The sequence below is a fragment of the Agrobacterium sp. 5Ca39 genome (genome assembly GCF_055382365.1).
Genome location: NZ_AP026436.1, coordinates 2,728,305 through 2,744,156, shown reverse-complemented (window position 1 = coordinate 2,744,156; position 15,852 = coordinate 2,728,305). Strand labels below are relative to the sequence as shown.

Annotated in this window: 18 protein-coding genes and 1 tRNA gene; 12 read left to right on the top strand and 7 right to left on the bottom strand. The window is 57.9% G+C overall.

Annotation, left to right across the window (positions count from 1 at the left end):
- Window positions 1-55: 55 nt before the first annotated feature.
- Window positions 56-514, top strand: a complete 459-nt coding sequence (locus tag ACZ47E_RS13400; protein WP_006699744.1) for an Rrf2 family transcriptional regulator — start codon at window positions 56-58, stop codon at window positions 512-514.
- A gap of 77 nt (window positions 515-591) precedes the next feature.
- Here the strand turns inward: ACZ47E_RS13400 and ACZ47E_RS13395 are convergent, their stop codons facing one another.
- Together ACZ47E_RS13395 and ACZ47E_RS13390 are read right to left on the bottom strand one after the other, a co-directional pair.
- On the bottom strand, window positions 592-909 hold the full coding sequence (locus tag ACZ47E_RS13395; RefSeq protein WP_004439319.1) for a hypothetical protein: 318 nt from the start codon (window positions 907-909) through the stop codon (window positions 592-594).
- Between the two features lie 73 nt (window positions 910-982).
- Entirely contained in the window at window positions 983-2,425 is a 1,443-nt protein-coding gene (locus ACZ47E_RS13390; RefSeq protein WP_107339900.1) for an aminotransferase-like domain-containing protein, read from the bottom strand.
- Window positions 2,426-2,529: 104 nt separating this feature from the next.
- On the opposite strand from ACZ47E_RS13390, the gene ACZ47E_RS13385 reads away from it, so the two are divergent.
- The gene (locus ACZ47E_RS13385) at window positions 2,530-3,405 is read left to right on the top strand and encodes a DMT family transporter (protein WP_107340010.1); all 876 of its coding nucleotides are present in this window, start codon (window positions 2,530-2,532) and stop codon (window positions 3,403-3,405) included.
- A gap of 13 nt (window positions 3,406-3,418) precedes the next feature.
- Here ACZ47E_RS13385 and ACZ47E_RS13380 read toward each other — a convergent pair whose 3' ends face one another.
- The 4 genes from ACZ47E_RS13380 to ACZ47E_RS13365 form a co-directional block, all read right to left on the bottom strand.
- On the bottom strand, window positions 3,419-4,516 hold the full coding sequence (locus tag ACZ47E_RS13380) for a glycoside hydrolase family 25 protein (protein ID WP_060942483.1): 1,098 nt from the start codon (window positions 4,514-4,516) through the stop codon (window positions 3,419-3,421).
- Window positions 4,517-4,690: 174 nt separating this feature from the next.
- The gene (locus tag ACZ47E_RS13375) at window positions 4,691-4,879 is read right to left on the bottom strand and encodes a YegP family protein (RefSeq protein WP_004439314.1); all 189 of its coding nucleotides are present in this window, start codon (window positions 4,877-4,879) and stop codon (window positions 4,691-4,693) included.
- 82 nt (window positions 4,880-4,961) lie between these two features.
- Window positions 4,962-5,660: a type 1 glutamine amidotransferase gene (locus tag ACZ47E_RS13370; protein WP_172874111.1), complete on the bottom strand. Its 699-nt coding sequence runs from the start codon at window positions 5,658-5,660 to the stop codon at window positions 4,962-4,964.
- A 135-nt stretch (window positions 5,661-5,795) separates the two neighbouring features.
- Complete coding sequence (locus ACZ47E_RS13365; protein ID WP_004439312.1) at window positions 5,796-6,245, bottom strand: DoxX family protein; 450 nt, start codon at window positions 6,243-6,245, stop codon at window positions 5,796-5,798.
- 134 nt (window positions 6,246-6,379) lie between these two features.
- Between ACZ47E_RS13365 and ACZ47E_RS13360 the strand changes: the two genes are divergently transcribed.
- Together ACZ47E_RS13360 and ACZ47E_RS13355 are read left to right on the top strand one after the other, a co-directional pair.
- Complete coding sequence (locus tag ACZ47E_RS13360) at window positions 6,380-6,685, top strand: Rdx family protein (RefSeq protein WP_042936652.1); 306 nt, start codon at window positions 6,380-6,382, stop codon at window positions 6,683-6,685.
- A 119-nt stretch (window positions 6,686-6,804) separates the two neighbouring features.
- A tRNA-Leu gene (locus ACZ47E_RS13355) sits at window positions 6,805-6,891 on the top strand.
- A gap of 221 nt (window positions 6,892-7,112) precedes the next feature.
- Here ACZ47E_RS13355 and ACZ47E_RS13350 read toward each other — a convergent pair.
- Window positions 7,113-7,523: a pilus assembly protein N-terminal domain-containing protein gene (locus ACZ47E_RS13350; protein WP_004439310.1), complete on the bottom strand. Its 411-nt coding sequence runs from the start codon at window positions 7,521-7,523 to the stop codon at window positions 7,113-7,115.
- A gap of 414 nt (window positions 7,524-7,937) precedes the next feature.
- On the opposite strand from ACZ47E_RS13350, the gene ACZ47E_RS13345 reads away from it, so the two are divergent.
- The 8 genes from ACZ47E_RS13345 (at window position 7,938) to ACZ47E_RS13310 (ending at window position 15,848) form a co-directional block, all read left to right on the top strand.
- Window positions 7,938-8,123 carry a Flp family type IVb pilin gene (locus tag ACZ47E_RS13345; RefSeq protein WP_037089472.1) on the top strand — a complete coding sequence of 62 codons (186 nt, stop codon included), beginning with the start codon at window positions 7,938-7,940 and terminating at the stop codon, window positions 8,121-8,123.
- A 123-nt stretch (window positions 8,124-8,246) separates the two neighbouring features.
- Window positions 8,247-8,759, top strand: a complete 513-nt coding sequence (locus ACZ47E_RS13340; protein WP_037089473.1) for an A24 family peptidase — start codon at window positions 8,247-8,249, stop codon at window positions 8,757-8,759.
- A gap of 127 nt (window positions 8,760-8,886) precedes the next feature.
- Window positions 8,887-9,693: a Flp pilus assembly protein CpaB gene (gene cpaB / locus ACZ47E_RS13335; RefSeq protein ID WP_107339899.1), complete on the top strand. Its 807-nt coding sequence runs from the start codon at window positions 8,887-8,889 to the stop codon at window positions 9,691-9,693.
- Entirely contained in the window at window positions 9,690-11,273 is a 1,584-nt protein-coding gene (locus ACZ47E_RS13330) for a type II and III secretion system protein family protein (RefSeq protein ID WP_045533064.1), read from the top strand. Before cpaB ends, ACZ47E_RS13330 begins: the two co-directional genes overlap by 4 nt.
- A gap of 56 nt (window positions 11,274-11,329) precedes the next feature.
- Window positions 11,330-12,010, top strand: a complete 681-nt coding sequence (locus ACZ47E_RS13325; protein WP_278067154.1) for a CpaD family pilus assembly protein — start codon at window positions 11,330-11,332, stop codon at window positions 12,008-12,010.
- 34 nt (window positions 12,011-12,044) lie between these two features.
- A complete protein-coding gene (locus ACZ47E_RS13320; RefSeq protein WP_022555427.1) occupies window positions 12,045-13,328 on the top strand; it encodes an AAA family ATPase in 1,284 nt (427 codons plus the stop codon).
- Between the two features lie 33 nt (window positions 13,329-13,361).
- Window positions 13,362-14,828 (top strand): CpaF family protein, encoded by a 1,467-nt coding sequence (locus ACZ47E_RS13315; RefSeq protein WP_035206587.1) that lies wholly within the window; start codon window positions 13,362-13,364, stop codon window positions 14,826-14,828.
- A gap of 15 nt (window positions 14,829-14,843) precedes the next feature.
- Window positions 14,844-15,848, top strand: a complete 1,005-nt coding sequence (locus tag ACZ47E_RS13310) for a type II secretion system F family protein (RefSeq protein ID WP_004439301.1) — start codon at window positions 14,844-14,846, stop codon at window positions 15,846-15,848.
- Window positions 15,849-15,852 lie beyond the last annotated feature (4 nt).

Sequence of the window (15,852 nt, the reverse complement as noted above, 5' to 3'; positions counted from 1 at the left end):
TTGTTACGTCAGCCGGAGGGTGGTAAGCGTGAATGCAAACAGGCGGGCTTCAACAATGAGACACGACACGCGACTTTCCCGGGTGCTGCATATTCTGATCCATATGGAAAAACATGAGGGCGCGGCGACTTCGGAAAGTATCGCAGCCATGTTGCAGACCAATCCGGTGGTGGTGCGCAGGACGATGGCGGGCCTGCGCGAGCAGGGATATGTTTCTTCCGAAAAAGGACATGGCGGAGGATGGGTTCTGGCGCGCCCACTCAATGAGATTACATTACTCGATATCTACAGAGCGCTTGGCGCGCCCGAACTGTTCTCTATCGGGCTGGCAGGTGACAATCCGGATTGTGTTATTGAACAGGCAGTCAATGCTGCACTTTTCGAGGCCATGACCGAGGCGGAGAGCATTTTGTTATCCCGCTTCGGAAATATTACGCTTTCGGCGCTGGCGGCAGAATCGATCACCCGCTGGTCAAAAGTCTCCAATCATCCTTCCGCCATGGACCAGCTCTGAGCGAGTAAACTAGCGATTGTGCAAACGAAAAAACCGCCTGCTCGGAAGCAGGCGGCTTCATCGTGTCCAGTCAGCCATTAAGGCTGGGTCTGGGTTCCACCCGTGTTCGGACTTGCCGGGGCGGCGTTATTTGCCGGCGGCGTTGCCGGGGTAGTCGGTGCCATCGGTGCCGGCGCCTGGTCCGTCGCAGCGGGTGGCGTGGTGGACGACGTCGTGGCCGGATCGGTGGTCGGGCCACTCATCTGCGACCAAGCGAAGACGCCCACCAATACGACGACGATGATTGCCAGCCACGGCACCCAGGACGACGAGGTGCGGGCACGCGGTTCGTTGTTGATATTCAGTTCCGGACGAAGATCGCGGTCCGGACGCGGGTTGTTGGGATCGAATGTCATGGTGTTTCCTCCTCTTCATTCTGCCGAGAAAACGACGTTCCCGCGATTTTGTTCCGATCAGTCGCCCCTGCGGTCAGGACGAAGGTGAAACGGGCGGCTGACGAAGAGCATCTGCAAGCACGGTCATGACGTGTGGACCACCCGTTTGCGACACGTTGAAACGCATGAAACCGGACGCGCTCTGCGAGGAACTGAACACATTCCCCGGTGCGAGCACCAACTGCTGCGCGAGCGCGCGGCGCGCCACATCGGCAGCATCCACGCCTTCCGGCAGGCGGCACCATAAAAACATGCCCGCCTGCGGTTCGATCCACGGTACGCATCCAAGTGAGACGAGGCGCGCCGCCGCCTCCGGCATCGCCGCCGCAAGCCGCAGACGAAGCGCCTCGACATGTTTGCGATAACTGCCATCCGTCAGAAGCGACAGGACCAGCGCGGCTGAGAAATGCGCTCCGCCAAAAGCGGTGGCGATCTTGAGGTCGGTCAACGCTTCCACCCACGCCAGGGGCGCTGCTATGAAACCGCAGCGCACGGAAGCCGACAGTGTTTTTGAAAAACTACCGATCTGGACAACGCGGTTCAGGCCGTCGAAAGCAGCCAGACGCGGGGCGGCCTGAGTTTCGAAATCGGCGAAAATATCATCCTCAATGATGGTCAGTCCCGACTGTTCGGCCAACATCAACAAACGGTGGGCATGAACGGCGGAGAGCCGCGCGCCAGTGGGATTATGGATCGCGGAATTGGTGATATAGAGCCGCGGCCGGTGCTCTTTCAGCGCCTGCTCGAAAATCGGCAGGTCCGGCCCTGTAGGTGTATAGGGCACGCCAATGGCCCTGACGCGGTGCGCGCGCAAAAGGGCGTGGAAATTGAAATAACATGGATCGTCGACGATTACTGTATCTCCAGGCTGCAGCAAAAAGCGGCACAGGAGATCGATTGCCTGGGTACCTGAATCGGTCAGCATGATCTGGCTGGCTCCGGCCTGAACCCCGTGATCGGCCAGCCTGCGCGACAGGAGCTGCCGCAGCGGCAGAAGCCCCATCGGGCTCGCATAATCCGTCAGCAGGGCGGCATCCGCGCGCGCAAGCCCCCTGATCGCCCGCCGCATTGCCTCTTCCGGCATCCAGGACGCGGGAAGCCAGCCGCAACCGGGCTTGGCGAGGACGGACCCTTCGTCCAGCGCCTGACGGGATACCCATAGCGGGTCCACCGCCCTGTCCAGCCGGGGCTCGATATCGGCGAGAGACAGGGGCGCAAGCGGACCGGCTACAAAAAATCCGGAGCCCGGCCGCGAGCTTATCGTGCCATCGGCCACCAGCCGGTCATAGGCTTCGACAACAGTGGAGGTGGAAACGTGCATGGCTTTCGCCAGCCCGCGCACCGAAGGCAGGCGCGCGCCTGGAACGAGGCTGCGCGAAGCAATGCGCTGGCGAATGCTCGCCATGACCTTTTCTATGCGCGTACCGGGTTCGATCTGCGCGAGGGTTGAAAGCCGCCCGTCCACAACTCTCTCCATCCGTACTGGAACATCAACCATAACAGTTTCTTTAAATTGTATATGACTGTCGCTGTTGCCGCCAGCAGTTCCGGAGGAAGAAGTACAAAATGCAGGAGATGACGATGGACAAGGCGACAAGCGGCTGGCTGAACGGTCTGACGGGCGTGGTGATATTTAGCGGCTCGCTGCCCGCCACGCGCGTTGCGGTGACGGGTTTTGATCCCGTGTTCCTCACTGTGGCCCGCGCCAGCATTGCGGGTCTATTGGCGGTGGTGCTGCTGCTTGCTTTCCGGCAAAAGCGCCCGGCGCGCCATGATCTGACATCGCTCTTCATCGTCTCGCTTGGGGTTGTCGTGGGCTTTCCGCTGTTGACGGCGCTTGCCCTCCGGCACGTTACCTCGGCGCATTCCATTGTTTTTGTCGGGCTGTTGCCGCTGGCCACCGCAATCTTTGCGGTTCTGCGCGGAGGCGAGCGCCCGCGCCCGGCCTTCTGGCTCTTTTCCTGCGCGGGCAGCGCCCTGGTGGCGGGCTTTTCGATGTGGAATTCATTTTCGACCGGGCTTGAGGCCTCGCTTGCCGGTGATCTCCTGATGCTCGGCGCAATCATCGTCTGCGGACTTGGTTATGCAGAGGGTGCCGCCCTTTCCCGCAGACTGGGGGGCTGGCAGGTCATTTCCTGGGCGCTGGTTCTCTCCCTGCCGGTGATGCTGCCGCTCGCGTTTTTCACAGGGCCGCAAACGCTTGCCGGCATCGATCCCCAGGCTTGGGGCGGCCTTGCCTATGTTTCCCTGTTCAGCATGCTGATCGGCTTCATCTTCTGGTATCGCGGCCTGGCGCAGGGCGGCATTGCAGCAGTCGGACAATTGCAGCTGTTGCAGCCGTTCTTCGGCCTCGCGCTTGCCGCAACCCTGCTGCACGAAGAGGTAAGCCCTGCCATGATTGCCGTTACGCTGGTTGTGGTGCTCTGCGTCGCGGGCGCCAGAAAATTCGCGCGCTGACACGGGCGATCCTTCAGCTGGAACGGCGATCCACCCAGCGGTGCCACGCATCTTCGCTGCCGTTGAAGACATTGAGATCGATTCGGCCATCGACGCCATGTGACAGGCCCGAGCCGGAATATTGCCAGAACAGCCATTTGCGACCGGGATAGACCACTGATGGGTGCTGGGCGACGGCGCGCAGCCAGAAAGGATAGTCCTGGAACTCGCCGGTCAGGTTATCCTTGTAAAAATCCGGCGCGGTATAAATGATAGGCCGCTGCCCGTAATGGCGCTCGAGCTTGTTCATGAAGACGCGCATCTTTTCCAGAACGCGCTCACGGGAATGGCGCATCTTGCAGCTCGACTCGCCGTTATATTCCACATCGATCACCGGTGGCAGCGCGTCGGGATCGCGTGGCACGTTGCGAATGAACCAGTCTGCCTGCTCGCTGGCCGAACGGCACCAGTAGAAGAAGTGATAGGCGCCACGGCGAATGCCCGCGGCCTTTGCACCCTGCCAGTTGGTGCGGAACATCGGATCAAGGTGATCGCCGCCATCCGTGGCCTTGATGAAGGCGAAATTGGCCCCGCGGGTGCGCAGCAACGGCCAATCGATATTGGCCTGCCAGCGCGACACATCCACGCCGTGCACCTGGAAATGCCGCGGCTGAACCCGGCCGAAATTGATCGGTTTCGCATCGCTGAAGCTGGAACGGAAAATGCGGGAGCGGATCTGCGCACCGGCGCTCGCCGCCGGAGCCGCCGCCATGGCCAATTGGACCGGACGCTCCATCGGCCGTTCGGCCGGCCGTATCATCCCGGCCTGCGGCGGGACCGGCAAACGGATTTCAGGCGCATCCTGCGGCAGCGACGCCCTCGGCGTGACGGCGGAAAAAGCCTTGGGCTCTTCCGGCACCGGCCCGCCCCAAGCCAGTACTTCCTGCCGCGGTTGAGCGGTTATCGGCTGCGAGCCGACACTTGCCTGCGGCACCGGCGCTGATGGCGTGACAGAACTCGTGGTTTCCTTCGACGGCAAGCCGGCAACCAGGCTTTCCGGACCGGAACTGGACGTGCAGCCGCCAAGCAGAAGGCAACCGAAAAGAAGTGCTGGCACAGCCGAAGAACGCATGAGAACCCGTACGCAAAACAAATCGGGGACGCACTGGCGCCACCCGGAGACCTCGAAATACAAATGCTAACGGAAGATTATCAAAAAAGACTGAATCTTATCTTTACGCCGGCACCCACCAATGCGCCCTTCATTTCTGGCAGGTAAATTGCATTCCGGTTCTCATTGGACGACTCAGGCCGTCATGGTGCTGAGATCAACGGTATCGGCGCCGGGGGAATTTCTCTTGATCGACTCGATCGCGTGAATGGCCGAGGCTTTGGCCTTATAGCCTTCAGAGACAAACATCGTCTCGCCGTTCGAAGCCTTGAAGCGAAAGCGAAATTCTCCGGCTTTGTCTTGATAGATCTCGAATTTGTACATGGGCTTTGCGGCTCCTTCGCGCTGAAAAATGAACTCCACGCAATTCTGGTCTGGCAAAATGATATTCGCAACAGAAAATCCGTCAGATGAGCCGCACCCAGGCACGGGCAATCTCCAGACCCGCTGCATCCGCCATCCCTGCGTGCAGGTCGCGATGATCGGGATATTGTGCCAGCCAGCCGGGCGCCATTTTTTCGATGGAAGCGGGAAAGGCCTCGCACCAGCCGTCAACGACTGCGGCGGAGGCCTCGAAATGGAACTGTGTGCCATAGACCGCCCGTCCGAGGCGAAAGGCCTGATTCCGTGTCGAGGCATTGGTCGCAAGCCGGGTGGCACCGGGTGGTAGTGTAAATGTATCGCAGTGCCATTGAAAAATCGGAAAAGCTCTATCCATCCCGGCCAAAAGCGGATCGGATATGCCCTCTTCCGTGAGGGACACCTTTTGCCAGCCGAATTCCGGTGGACCGGAAAGAATATTATCGCCACCATAAGCGCGGGCCAGCAGCTGGCTGCCGAGGCAAACACCCATGACTGCCCTGCCCGCATCGCCAAAGGTTTTCATCAAACGCGCAAGCTCTGTAAGATAGGGATAGAGGGCATCGTCGAGTGCGTTCTGCTCTCCGCCCAGAACGATAAGGGCATCATGACCGCCCGCATCTTTCGGAAGCGGTTCCCCCGCATAGGCGCGAATGACGTGTACCTCCGCATCTGCCTCCGCCAATGCCACGCCGAGTTGTCCATGCGGCGTGCCCGCCATGTTTTCGATAATTGCGACGCGCATGCGACCTCTTGATGATAACAGATGATTCAGCCGGCGGGTTTCGCCGATTGAATCCAAGCTTCATCATGATGAAAAGGGATTTTCAAGAGGTACGGCAGCAGTGGCGTGGCGCAGCATGGGCCCCGCCACTGGATATTAGAATTCCCGCGAGAGCTTCGCGTCGACCGAATGCCGGTTGCCGCCCCGAATCGCGAAGAACAGGAAAATCGCCGCCCAGAGAATCGATTTTTCCGCACCGCCCAGACCTTCCGCCTTCACCACACCATGGAACCAGACCGTTACCAGAAGGACGATCATGGCGGCGAAGGATGCCGGCCGCGTGAAAAGGCCGATGGCGATGAAAATACCGCCGAAGAATTCCGTTGCCGCCAGCAGCGGCGACCAGAAGACGCCCGGGTAAAAACCGAGGCTCTCCACCATGCCGACCGCCCCGAAGGGATTGAGAATCTTGCCGAACCCATGGGTAACCAGCAGAAGTCCCGCCGTGACACGCAAAATGGTCTCCACCACATCGTGTGTCCCGTTATAAAGCGGTGCAACGGCGGGAACGAACAGACGCTGACGATTATTGTCGAACTGGGCCATAGGATCTCTCTGTTTGAGCATTCGATTGACTTATCTGTTCGCAAAGCCCCGTGATAAGAACAAGCATATGCCGGGTAAAAACATGAGCGTTAAAGTTAACATTATCGTGACTCGGCCGCGAAGGAGACGTGATGATGACCGACACCAAACCGCGCATAACGATACGCTACTGCACCCAGTGCAACTGGTTGCTGCGGGCTGGATGGATGGCGCAGGAAATCCTGCAAACCTTCGCCTCGGACATCGGCGAAGTGAGCCTTGTCCCCTCGACCGGCGGCGTGTTCGAGATCGGGGTGGACGGTACCATTATATGGGAACGCAAACGTGACGGCGGTTTTCCCGGCCCAAAAGAGCTCAAACAGAGAATCCGCGACATCATCGACCCGGAACGAGACCTCGGTCATGCCGACAGGACGAAGCACGAAGGCCTCGACACCTGACCCGGCGACGGGTTTCAACAGCACCAGACAAGTTTTTTCCCTTTAAAATCAATGACCGTCATAAAAGTTCAAAAAGCCTGTTGACACCGGGCGGCTGCCCTCGTACATCGCTCTCCGTCGCCCAGATGGCGGAATTGGTAGACGCGCCAGCTTCAGGTGCTGGTACTCGCAAGGGTGTGGAGGTTCGAGTCCTCTTCTGGGCACCATTCCATTTTGATCTTAGCCAGATCAAATACTTAGACGAAAAAACAGCAACATTTGGCCCTCCTGCAGAACGCAGGGGTACATGTTGCGGTTTTTCGTTTTGCTGACGCCCAGCGCCAATCTTACCCTTAGGAAAAGATGCAGATGACGAGCCAAGGCTCACGCCTTCACGGCATCGAATACGGCGGCTCGATCGTTCGGATTTGAGGCGGACCAAGCCTTGTTAAGGTTGGGCGTCCTTGTCGCCACTGTTTTGCGAATGCTGCTCACAATTGGGCGTGCAGGAAAGAACGGTTCGCTCCGTCTGGCGGAAAACACGGACCGTATTGCCTTCATCAATGGAGACGAGAATCCGCTCATCGACGATTGGATTCCCTTCGGCGTCGAGAAGTACGAGATTTGTCGTGCCGAAACTGCGGCCGGTCAGAACGATCGTGGTGGCGTCGGCAACCGTGGCATCGGCAACTTTCGAGTTGCCGACGATAACCTTGCTGACAGGACGGTCGAGACGGAGGACGCGGGCGTGATTCATCGAGACGCGCAATATGTCTTCCTGGGCAAAACCGGGCTGGAACGCCCCTCCCAGAATGACCGACAAGCCGACCACAATTTTCGTCAGTTTTCCGGATGACACGCTTTTTGCCCTTGCTCACTAATCAGCAGTTTACCGCGTCAAAGAATGCGTGGTTTTAGTGAATGAAGCGTTAAGTGACGAAAATGCGTGATGCGCACGGTAACCATGCATAATTCCTGGCATTCCCGACGTGCGCCGCCCCGCATCATAACTGAACATCTGTGTCTCATTGAGGAACCCGTTTTCCCAAAATGAGAACAGCCCTTCGACAGAAGAATTTTGTTTATAAGCAAATATAGAAATACATTAAATACTTTTCATATTTATTTACCAAAGGAAACTCATCCTGCCGTTTACTTTGAGTTAATCGTTTTTTTTAAGCGCTTGGAAATCGCTCGTCTGTAGTTTGAAGGCAACCGAACAACGGAGAACAGTTGTCGGCGTGCTGAACTACACAAGAGTTAGGAGATACTCATGACCAAGATTTTCGCTCGTTTCCTCAAGGACGAATCCGGCGCTACGGCAATTGAATATGGCCTGATTGCTGCCCTGCTGTCCGTCGCAATCGTTGGCGGCGCAGGCGTCGTCGGCACACAGCTCGACGCGCTCTTCGACCGCATCGGTACGACTATGACAACCGCTCGAAATACAGCTTTCTAATTGCTTCCAATCTGAGATCGAAATGCCGCTCAAAACTTGTGAGCGGCATTTCACATTGTGTTCAATACCTGGAATACCTGTGCACGCCGCCTGGAAGTGTTCGAATAAACGGGAGTTTCCTTCATGGTTATAGCCGTCATCTTCCTGGCACTTCCGCTTTGCCTTGCATTCGCGGCGTTTACCGACCTGCTAAGCATGACTATCCCCAACCGGATTCCGCTGATTTTGCTGCTGTCGTTCATCGTGATCGCGCCTTTTTCCGGCATGGGCTGGCATACTTTCGGAATGAGCCTTGCCGCGGCGGGCGTAGTTTTTGCTGCCTGCTTCGCGCTTTTTGCGGCAAACGTCATGGGTGGTGGAGATGCGAAACTCCTGACTGGCGCAGCGGTGTGGTACGGCTTCAGCGTTTCCCTTGTTGAATTTCTGCTTTCAGTGACATTCGTTGGAGGACTGCTGACCCTCGGCATTTTGCTCTTGCGGTCGCGCGCCCAGGAAATCATGGCCAGCGGCATTCCCGTGCCAGCTTCGCTGCTCGTGGCAAAAAAAATTCCCTATGGGATCGGCATCGCCATTGCAGGGTTCCTGACCTATGGTGACGCACCGATAGTAAAAGCGGCAATCGCCAGCCTCTCCTAGAGAGAATTACTGCCTCACCGGAATTAAGGCATCATTAACTACAAATCCAAGCACAATATTAACCATAATTACACCAATCGCGCGCCATCCTGAGGTGAGAAGAATCTGACTCCCTCAAGGATCGAGCATGAAACCGTCGCGTATCGTCATTATGTCCGTTGCTCTGGTGGCTGCCGGCCTTGCCGGTCTTGTCGCCATGCAGATTTCCGGTGCAAAACAGGTTATCGAAAAGGCGGAAACGATCATCCAGAAAGAGCCGACGGTCAACGTTCTCGTTTCCTCGGTCAATTTACCCGTCGGCAGCCGTCTGAACGACAGCTCGGTGCGCTGGACGCCCTGGCCGCAGGGCAATGTCGTCGACAGCTTCATAACCGAAGCCAAAAACCCCAACGCAATCACCGAACTCACCGGCGCCGTCGTGCGGTTGCCCCTGTTCGAGGGGGAACCGGTGCGGCCGGAAAAAGTCGTCGATTCCAGTACCCGCATCATGTCATCGCTTCTGCCGGCAGGAAAACGCGCCGTCGCCACGGAAATTTCCGTTTCAACCGGCGCGGGCGGCTTCGTACTGCCCAATGACCGTGTCGACGTCATCATGGTTCGCAAGGGTGAGAACGGAAACTTCCTGACCGAGAATGTTTTGAACAATGTCCGGGTTCTCGCGATCGACCAGCAGATCAAGGAAGGCGAAGACGGGATTTCCGCCGTCGTGGGCGCAACGGCCACACTGGAACTGACGCCTGAGCAGGCGAAGATCATAACGGTGGCGCAGCAGATGGCGGATCGCCTCACTCTCGCCCTGCGCTCGATCGCCGATGCACAGGAAAACGACACGCTTTCGGCGGGCTATCTTCTCAACGGTGGCTCCGGCCAACCGGAAATTCAGGTGATCAAATCCGGTTCAATCGTCAAGGGCAATCAGGGAGCATCACAATGACCGGGGGGTTCATGGCAAAGCGCGTTAAAAAACACCTGCGTTCATCGATGCTGGGCGGACTTGCATTCTGCGTGGCTTTTTCAGGCATTCTAGACCCGCATTCGCCCGAATTTCTGCGTCTCGGCGAGGCCGCGGCACAAAGCGCCAGCATCGTGCGCATCACCGAGAGTGGCTCGGGCGTTCGCAAACGCCTGAAACTCGGCCTCAACAAGGCTTTGGTCATCGACCTGCCCGAGGACGCCCATGATATTCTCGTTGCTGACCCCAGCCTTGCCGATGCCGTGACCCGCACGTCGAGACGAATCTATCTCTTCGGAAAAACGGTGGGGCAGACCAATATTTTCATTTTCGGCGATAGTGGCCGTGAAATCGTCAGCCTCGATCTCGAGGTGGAGCGCGATATCGTCGGGCTGGAAACCAATATTCGCCGCTTTATTCCCGACTCCGACATCAAGGTCGAAATTGTTTCAGACAATATCGTTTTGACGGGAACGGTTCGTACACCGCAGGACTCGGCACGGGCAGTACAGCTTGCCGAAGCCTTTCTGAAGGGTGGTGAAGCCACCACCCGTAACATATCGCTGACAGGTGGCGACAATGGCGGAGACGCCGCAATTTTTGCCGAAAACCGCCAGGTATCGCAAATCGTCAATATGCTGACGATCGAAGGCGAAGATCAGGTAACGCTGAAGGTTACCGTCGCCGAGGTCAGCCGGCAGGTGCTGAAACAGCTGGGTTTCAATGGCTCCATCAGCAGTTCGACAAGCAATAACGGCTTCGAATTCGCAAATCCGTCCAATCTTGGAAATGCAATCAGCGGCGCCTCGCGGATCGCCAGCGGCGCGATCGGTTCCGGTTCGCTCAACTTTGCCACCTATCTCAATGCCATGGAGCAGGCCGGTGTCGTACGCACGCTGGCCGAACCCAGCCTCACCGCCATTTCCGGCGAGCAGGCAAAGTTCTATGTCGGGGGCGATTTCCGTCTGCCTGCGGAACAGGAAGTCACCATCGACAAGGATACGGGCCAGCAGACCATAACGCGCACGACCGACACGGTCGACTACGGCATAACCTTGAATTTCCGGCCGGTCGTGCTTTCGCCAGGACGGATCAGCCTCAAGATCGAGACCAATGTTTCCGAGCCTACCTATGAAGGTAACGTGGTAACCGGAAATGCAGGCCGGAACATCCCAGGTTCGACTTATATGTCGATCCGCAAGCGCGAGACCTCGACAACGGTCGAACTCCCATCGGGCGGCTCGATCGTCATCGCCGGCTTGGTCCAGGATAATATCCGCCAGGCCATGTCGGGGCTTCCGGGCATTTCAAAGGTTCCGATCTTCGGTACGCTTTTCCGCAGCAAGGACTTCATCCGCAACGAAACGGAACTGGTCATCATCGCGACGCCCTATCTGGTGCGGCCAGTCGCGCGCAACCAGATCGCCCGGCCGGATGACAACTTCAATCCGGAAAACGATGCAGCCATGTATTTCATGAACCGCGTCAACAAGGTCTATGGCCGCAAGGACCAGGTTCAGGCGGCTCCTTATCAGGGATCGGTGGGGTTCATCTACAAATGACCAAACGCGCACGAAATCCCCTCTTCAGAGCAAGCCCGGCGGGGGCAGGAAACATCATGCAGGAAACCTCTTCCTTTTTGTCCATCAAACGCGCCGGTCTCGTCGCCATGGTTGCGCTCACCGCCGGCCTTCTGCAGGGCTGCGCGCGTGACCCTTTGACGACCAACGCCATTCCCGACGATTACCGAACCCGCCATCCGATCACCCTGTCGGAAGCGGAACATTCGCTTGATATCCCGGTTTCGGCAGGCGATAGCCGTCTCACCACGGCGATGGCGGACAATATACGTGGTTTCGCCCAGAATTATGCGTCGATGTCGACGGGTGTCATCAACATCCAGATGCCATCGGGATCAGCCAATTCGGCAAGCGCCGCTAGAATGGCGAAACAGATCCGCACTACGCTGTCCGGCGCCGGGGTCGCACCGGGCAAGATCATGGAAACGCGCTACGCCGCCTCCCCGAACGGCGACTCCGCCCCCATCCGACTGAGCTATGTCGCTATTACCGCCATGACCGGGCAATGCGGCCAGTGGCCGGAAGACCTTTTGGACAACACCTTCGCCAACAAGAACTGGTACAATTTCGGGTGCGCTTCGCAAAGCAATCTCGCGGCTCAAGTCGCCAATCCGATGGATCTGGTCGGCCCGCGCGGCATGAGCCCCATCGATGCCGAGCGCCGCGCAGTGGTTATCGATACGTATCGTAACGGCAAGAACACGGCCACCGCAAACTGATGCGGTCCCAACAATTGTCACGGCAGGAAAGACGATGAGCGCTGTAGAATACGACATCAAGTCAAGCGACGGAGCAGACACCCTGCAGCCGGTGCGCACCTCCGATATGGACCGCCTGCGGCCCCTGCCCCGCATCTCCATCCACGCCTTCTGCGTCAGCGACAACATGCAGGGCGTCATGGACGCATTGTCCGGTGACAGGCGCATGAGCAAGGTAACATTGCGGGTGACGAAGGGTGACATCAACGCTGCGGCCACGATGTTCTCTGCCTCGCCTACGCCAAATCTCATCATTCTGGAGACGGCAAGCGCGCCGGCTTCGCTGCTGGATGATCTTGCTCCTCTCGCGGAGGTTTGCGACCCCTCCACCCGTGTCATCATTGTCGGCCGCCACAATGACATAACGCTCTATCGCGACCTCATCCGCAACGGTATTTCCGAATATCTGGTCGCCCCGGTCAACATGGCCGATCTTCTGGCTTCGATCGCCGCGATCTTCGTCGACCCCGAAGCGGAGCCGCTTGGCCGCAACATCGCCTTCATTGGCGCCAAAGGTGGGGTGGGCTCCTCGACGGTCGCACATAATTGCGCCTTCGGCATCTCGACCCTGTTTTCGACGGAAACCATTCTCGCCGACATGGATCTGGCTTATGGCACAGCCAATATCGATTTCGATCAGGATCCGGCCCAGGGCATGGCGGAAGCGGTTTTCTCGCCGGAGCGGCTGGATGAGGTATTTCTCGACCGCCTTTTGACGAAATGCTCCGATCACCTATCGCTGCTCGCGGCACCGTCGCTTCTTGACCGGACTTACGATCTAGACCGCCAGGCCTTTCTGCCGATCCTTGAGGTTTTGCAGCGTAGCGCCCCCGTCGCCGTCCTCGACCTTCCCCACCAATGGTGCGACTGGACAAGGGCTGTGCTTGCGGAAGCGGATGAGGTCGTCATCACCGCGGTTCCGGATCTTGCGAATCTTCGCAACACGAAGAACCTGTTCGACGCGCTGATAAAACTGCGCCCCAACGATAAATTGCCGCATCTCATCCTCAACCAGGTGGGCATGCCGAAGCGACCCGAAATCGCTCCGGCGGATTTTTTCGACCCGCTGGAAATCGAGCCGATTGCGATCATTCCCTTCGAGGCGCAATTGTTTGGAAACGCCGCAAACAGCGGACGCATGATTAGCGAAATGGATGAAAAATCCCAGATCGCAGAAACCTTCTCGCAAATTGCCCATACCATCACCGGTCGCACGGTGCTGCGCAAAAGCCGGCGCGGCGGTCTGGACAGACTTAAGAATATTCTCAAGCGCAAGTAGGGATTCCCTCCGCGCCTATTGACGGAAACGCCGATGTTCGGAAAACGCGGGGCCGAGGGCCCAGCCAGAAGCACGAAGCCGGATCCCGTCGCACCTGTCCCCATGCAGGTGGCGGCGCCCGAGCCGCGCTCTCTCTCCATCGACACGCTCGAGCCGGGCCAATCACCCGTAGCGCGACAGATGGCGGTCACGCAGCCGGCGCAAAAAAAGCGCGCCCGCACGGAGGATTATTACAATACCAAGAGCCAGGTATTTTCCGCGCTCATCGATACGATCGACCTTTCGCAGCTCGCCAAACTTGATGCGGAGAGCGCGCGCGAGGAAATTCGCGATATCGTCAACGACATCATCACGATCAAGAATTTCGCAATGTCGATTGCCGAGCAGGAAGAACTGCTTGAAGACATCTGCAATGACGTTCTCGGTTATGGGCCGCTTGAGCCCCTTCTTGCCCGCGACGACATCGCCGATATCATGGTCAATGGTTCTGGCCAGACCTTCATCGAAGTCGGCGGCAAGACCATTGAATCCGACATCCGCTTCCGCGACAACGCGCAATTGCTTTCCATCTGCCAGCGCATCGTCAGCCAGGTTGGCCGACGTGTGGATGAATCGAGCCCCATATGCGACGCCCGCCTGCCGGACGGCTCGCGCGTCAACGTCATCGCGCCGCCGCTCGCCATCGACGGCCCGGCGCTGACAATCCGAAAATTCAAGAAGGACAAGCTTACGCTCGACCAGCTCGTGCGTTTCGGTGCGATCACACCCGAAGGCGCGACACTGCTCAAGATCATCGGTCGTGTCCGCTGCAACGTCGTCATCTCGGGCGGCACCGGCTCCGGCAAGACCACGCTTCTCAATTGCCTGACGAGCTTCATCGACAGGGATGAGCGCGTCATTACCTGCGAAGACACCGCCGAACTGCAGCTGCAGCAACCGCATGTCGTCAGACTCGAAACGCGGCCTCCGAACATCGAAGGGGAAGGTGAGATCACGATGAGGGATCTCGTCAAGAACTGCCTTCGCATGCGGCCGGAACGCATCATCGTCGGCGAAGTGCGCGGACCGGAGGTATTCGACCTGCTCCAGGCGATGAATACCGGCCATGACGGTTCAATGGGAACGCTGCACGCCAATACACCACGCGAGTGCCTCAGCCGCATCGAATCCATGATCGCCATGGGCGGCTTCACCCTGCCGGCCAAAACCGTGCGTGAAATCATCTCGGGATCGATCGATGTCGTCATACAGGCGCAGCGCCTGCGTGATGGTTCACGCCGGATAACCCAGATCACTGAAGTGATCGGCATGGAAGGCGACGTGATCGTCACTCAGGATTTGATGCGATACGAAATCGAAGGTGAGGATGCCAACGGCAAACTGATCGGCAGACATGTATCGACGGGCATCAGCAAACCCCATTTCTGGGACCGTGCACGCTATTATGGCGAGGAAAAACGCCTGGCCGCCGCGCTCGATGAAATGGAAAAGACCTCCTAAGGGAAAGCGACCGCCATGGACCCGACAATCCTCTTATTGGCCGCACTCGTCGCCGTTTCGGCGGGCGCGCTCGCTTACGCTTTTCTTTTCCAGCAGATAGAGGTCGAAAAAAAGACCACCAGCCGCTTCAAGCGGGTCCAGGCCGCGGAGACGGACCACACCAACATCAAAGCCGCACGTGACCGCGTGCATGAGCTCAGCAAACGCCGCAAATCCATGCAGGACAACCTGCGGGAAATGGAAAAAAAACAAAATGAGAGGGCAAAAAAGGCAAAAAATGTCGGTTTGCGCGAAAAGCTCGTTCAGGCGGGGCTGACGCTGTCCCTGCGACAGTTTCAGCTGCTGAGCGTCGGCGCGGCGGGCTTTGCCACCCTCATCGCACTTCTTTATGGCCTGTCATTGCTTATCGCCCTACCGATAGGCGCCGTTATCGCGCTGGGGCTGCCGCGCTGGGCACTGGCGTTCCTCCTCAAGCGCCGGCAGAAGAAATTCCTCGAAGAGTTTCCCAACGCACTTGATGTCATGTGTCGCTCGATCAAATCCGGTTTGCCGCTGAACGACGCGGTGCGATTGATCGCATCTGACGGCCAGGAGCCGGTGAAAACGGAGTTCCAGCGGGTTGTCGACGCGCAGCAGGTCGGCATCGGCATTCCCCAGGCGATCGAGCGCATGATGCTGACAATGCCGCTTTTCGAAGTGAGCTTTTTCAGCACCGTCATCAACATTCAGGCGCAGGCCGGCGGCAACCTCTCCGAAGCGCTGTCGAACCTTTCAAAAGTTCTGCGCGACCGCAAGAAGATGCGGGCCAAGGTGAATGCACTTTCGATGGAGGCAAAGGCGTCTGCGGTCATCATCGGCTCGCTGCCCTTTGTCGTCATGATGCTGGTGCACTTTACCTCGCCGGAATATCTATCGGTGCTTTTTACCGATATTCGCGGCCATATCATTCTTGGGGCGTCGGCCGTCTGGATGTTGATCGGGATATTCATCATGCGCCAAATGATCAATTTCGATATTTGAGGGC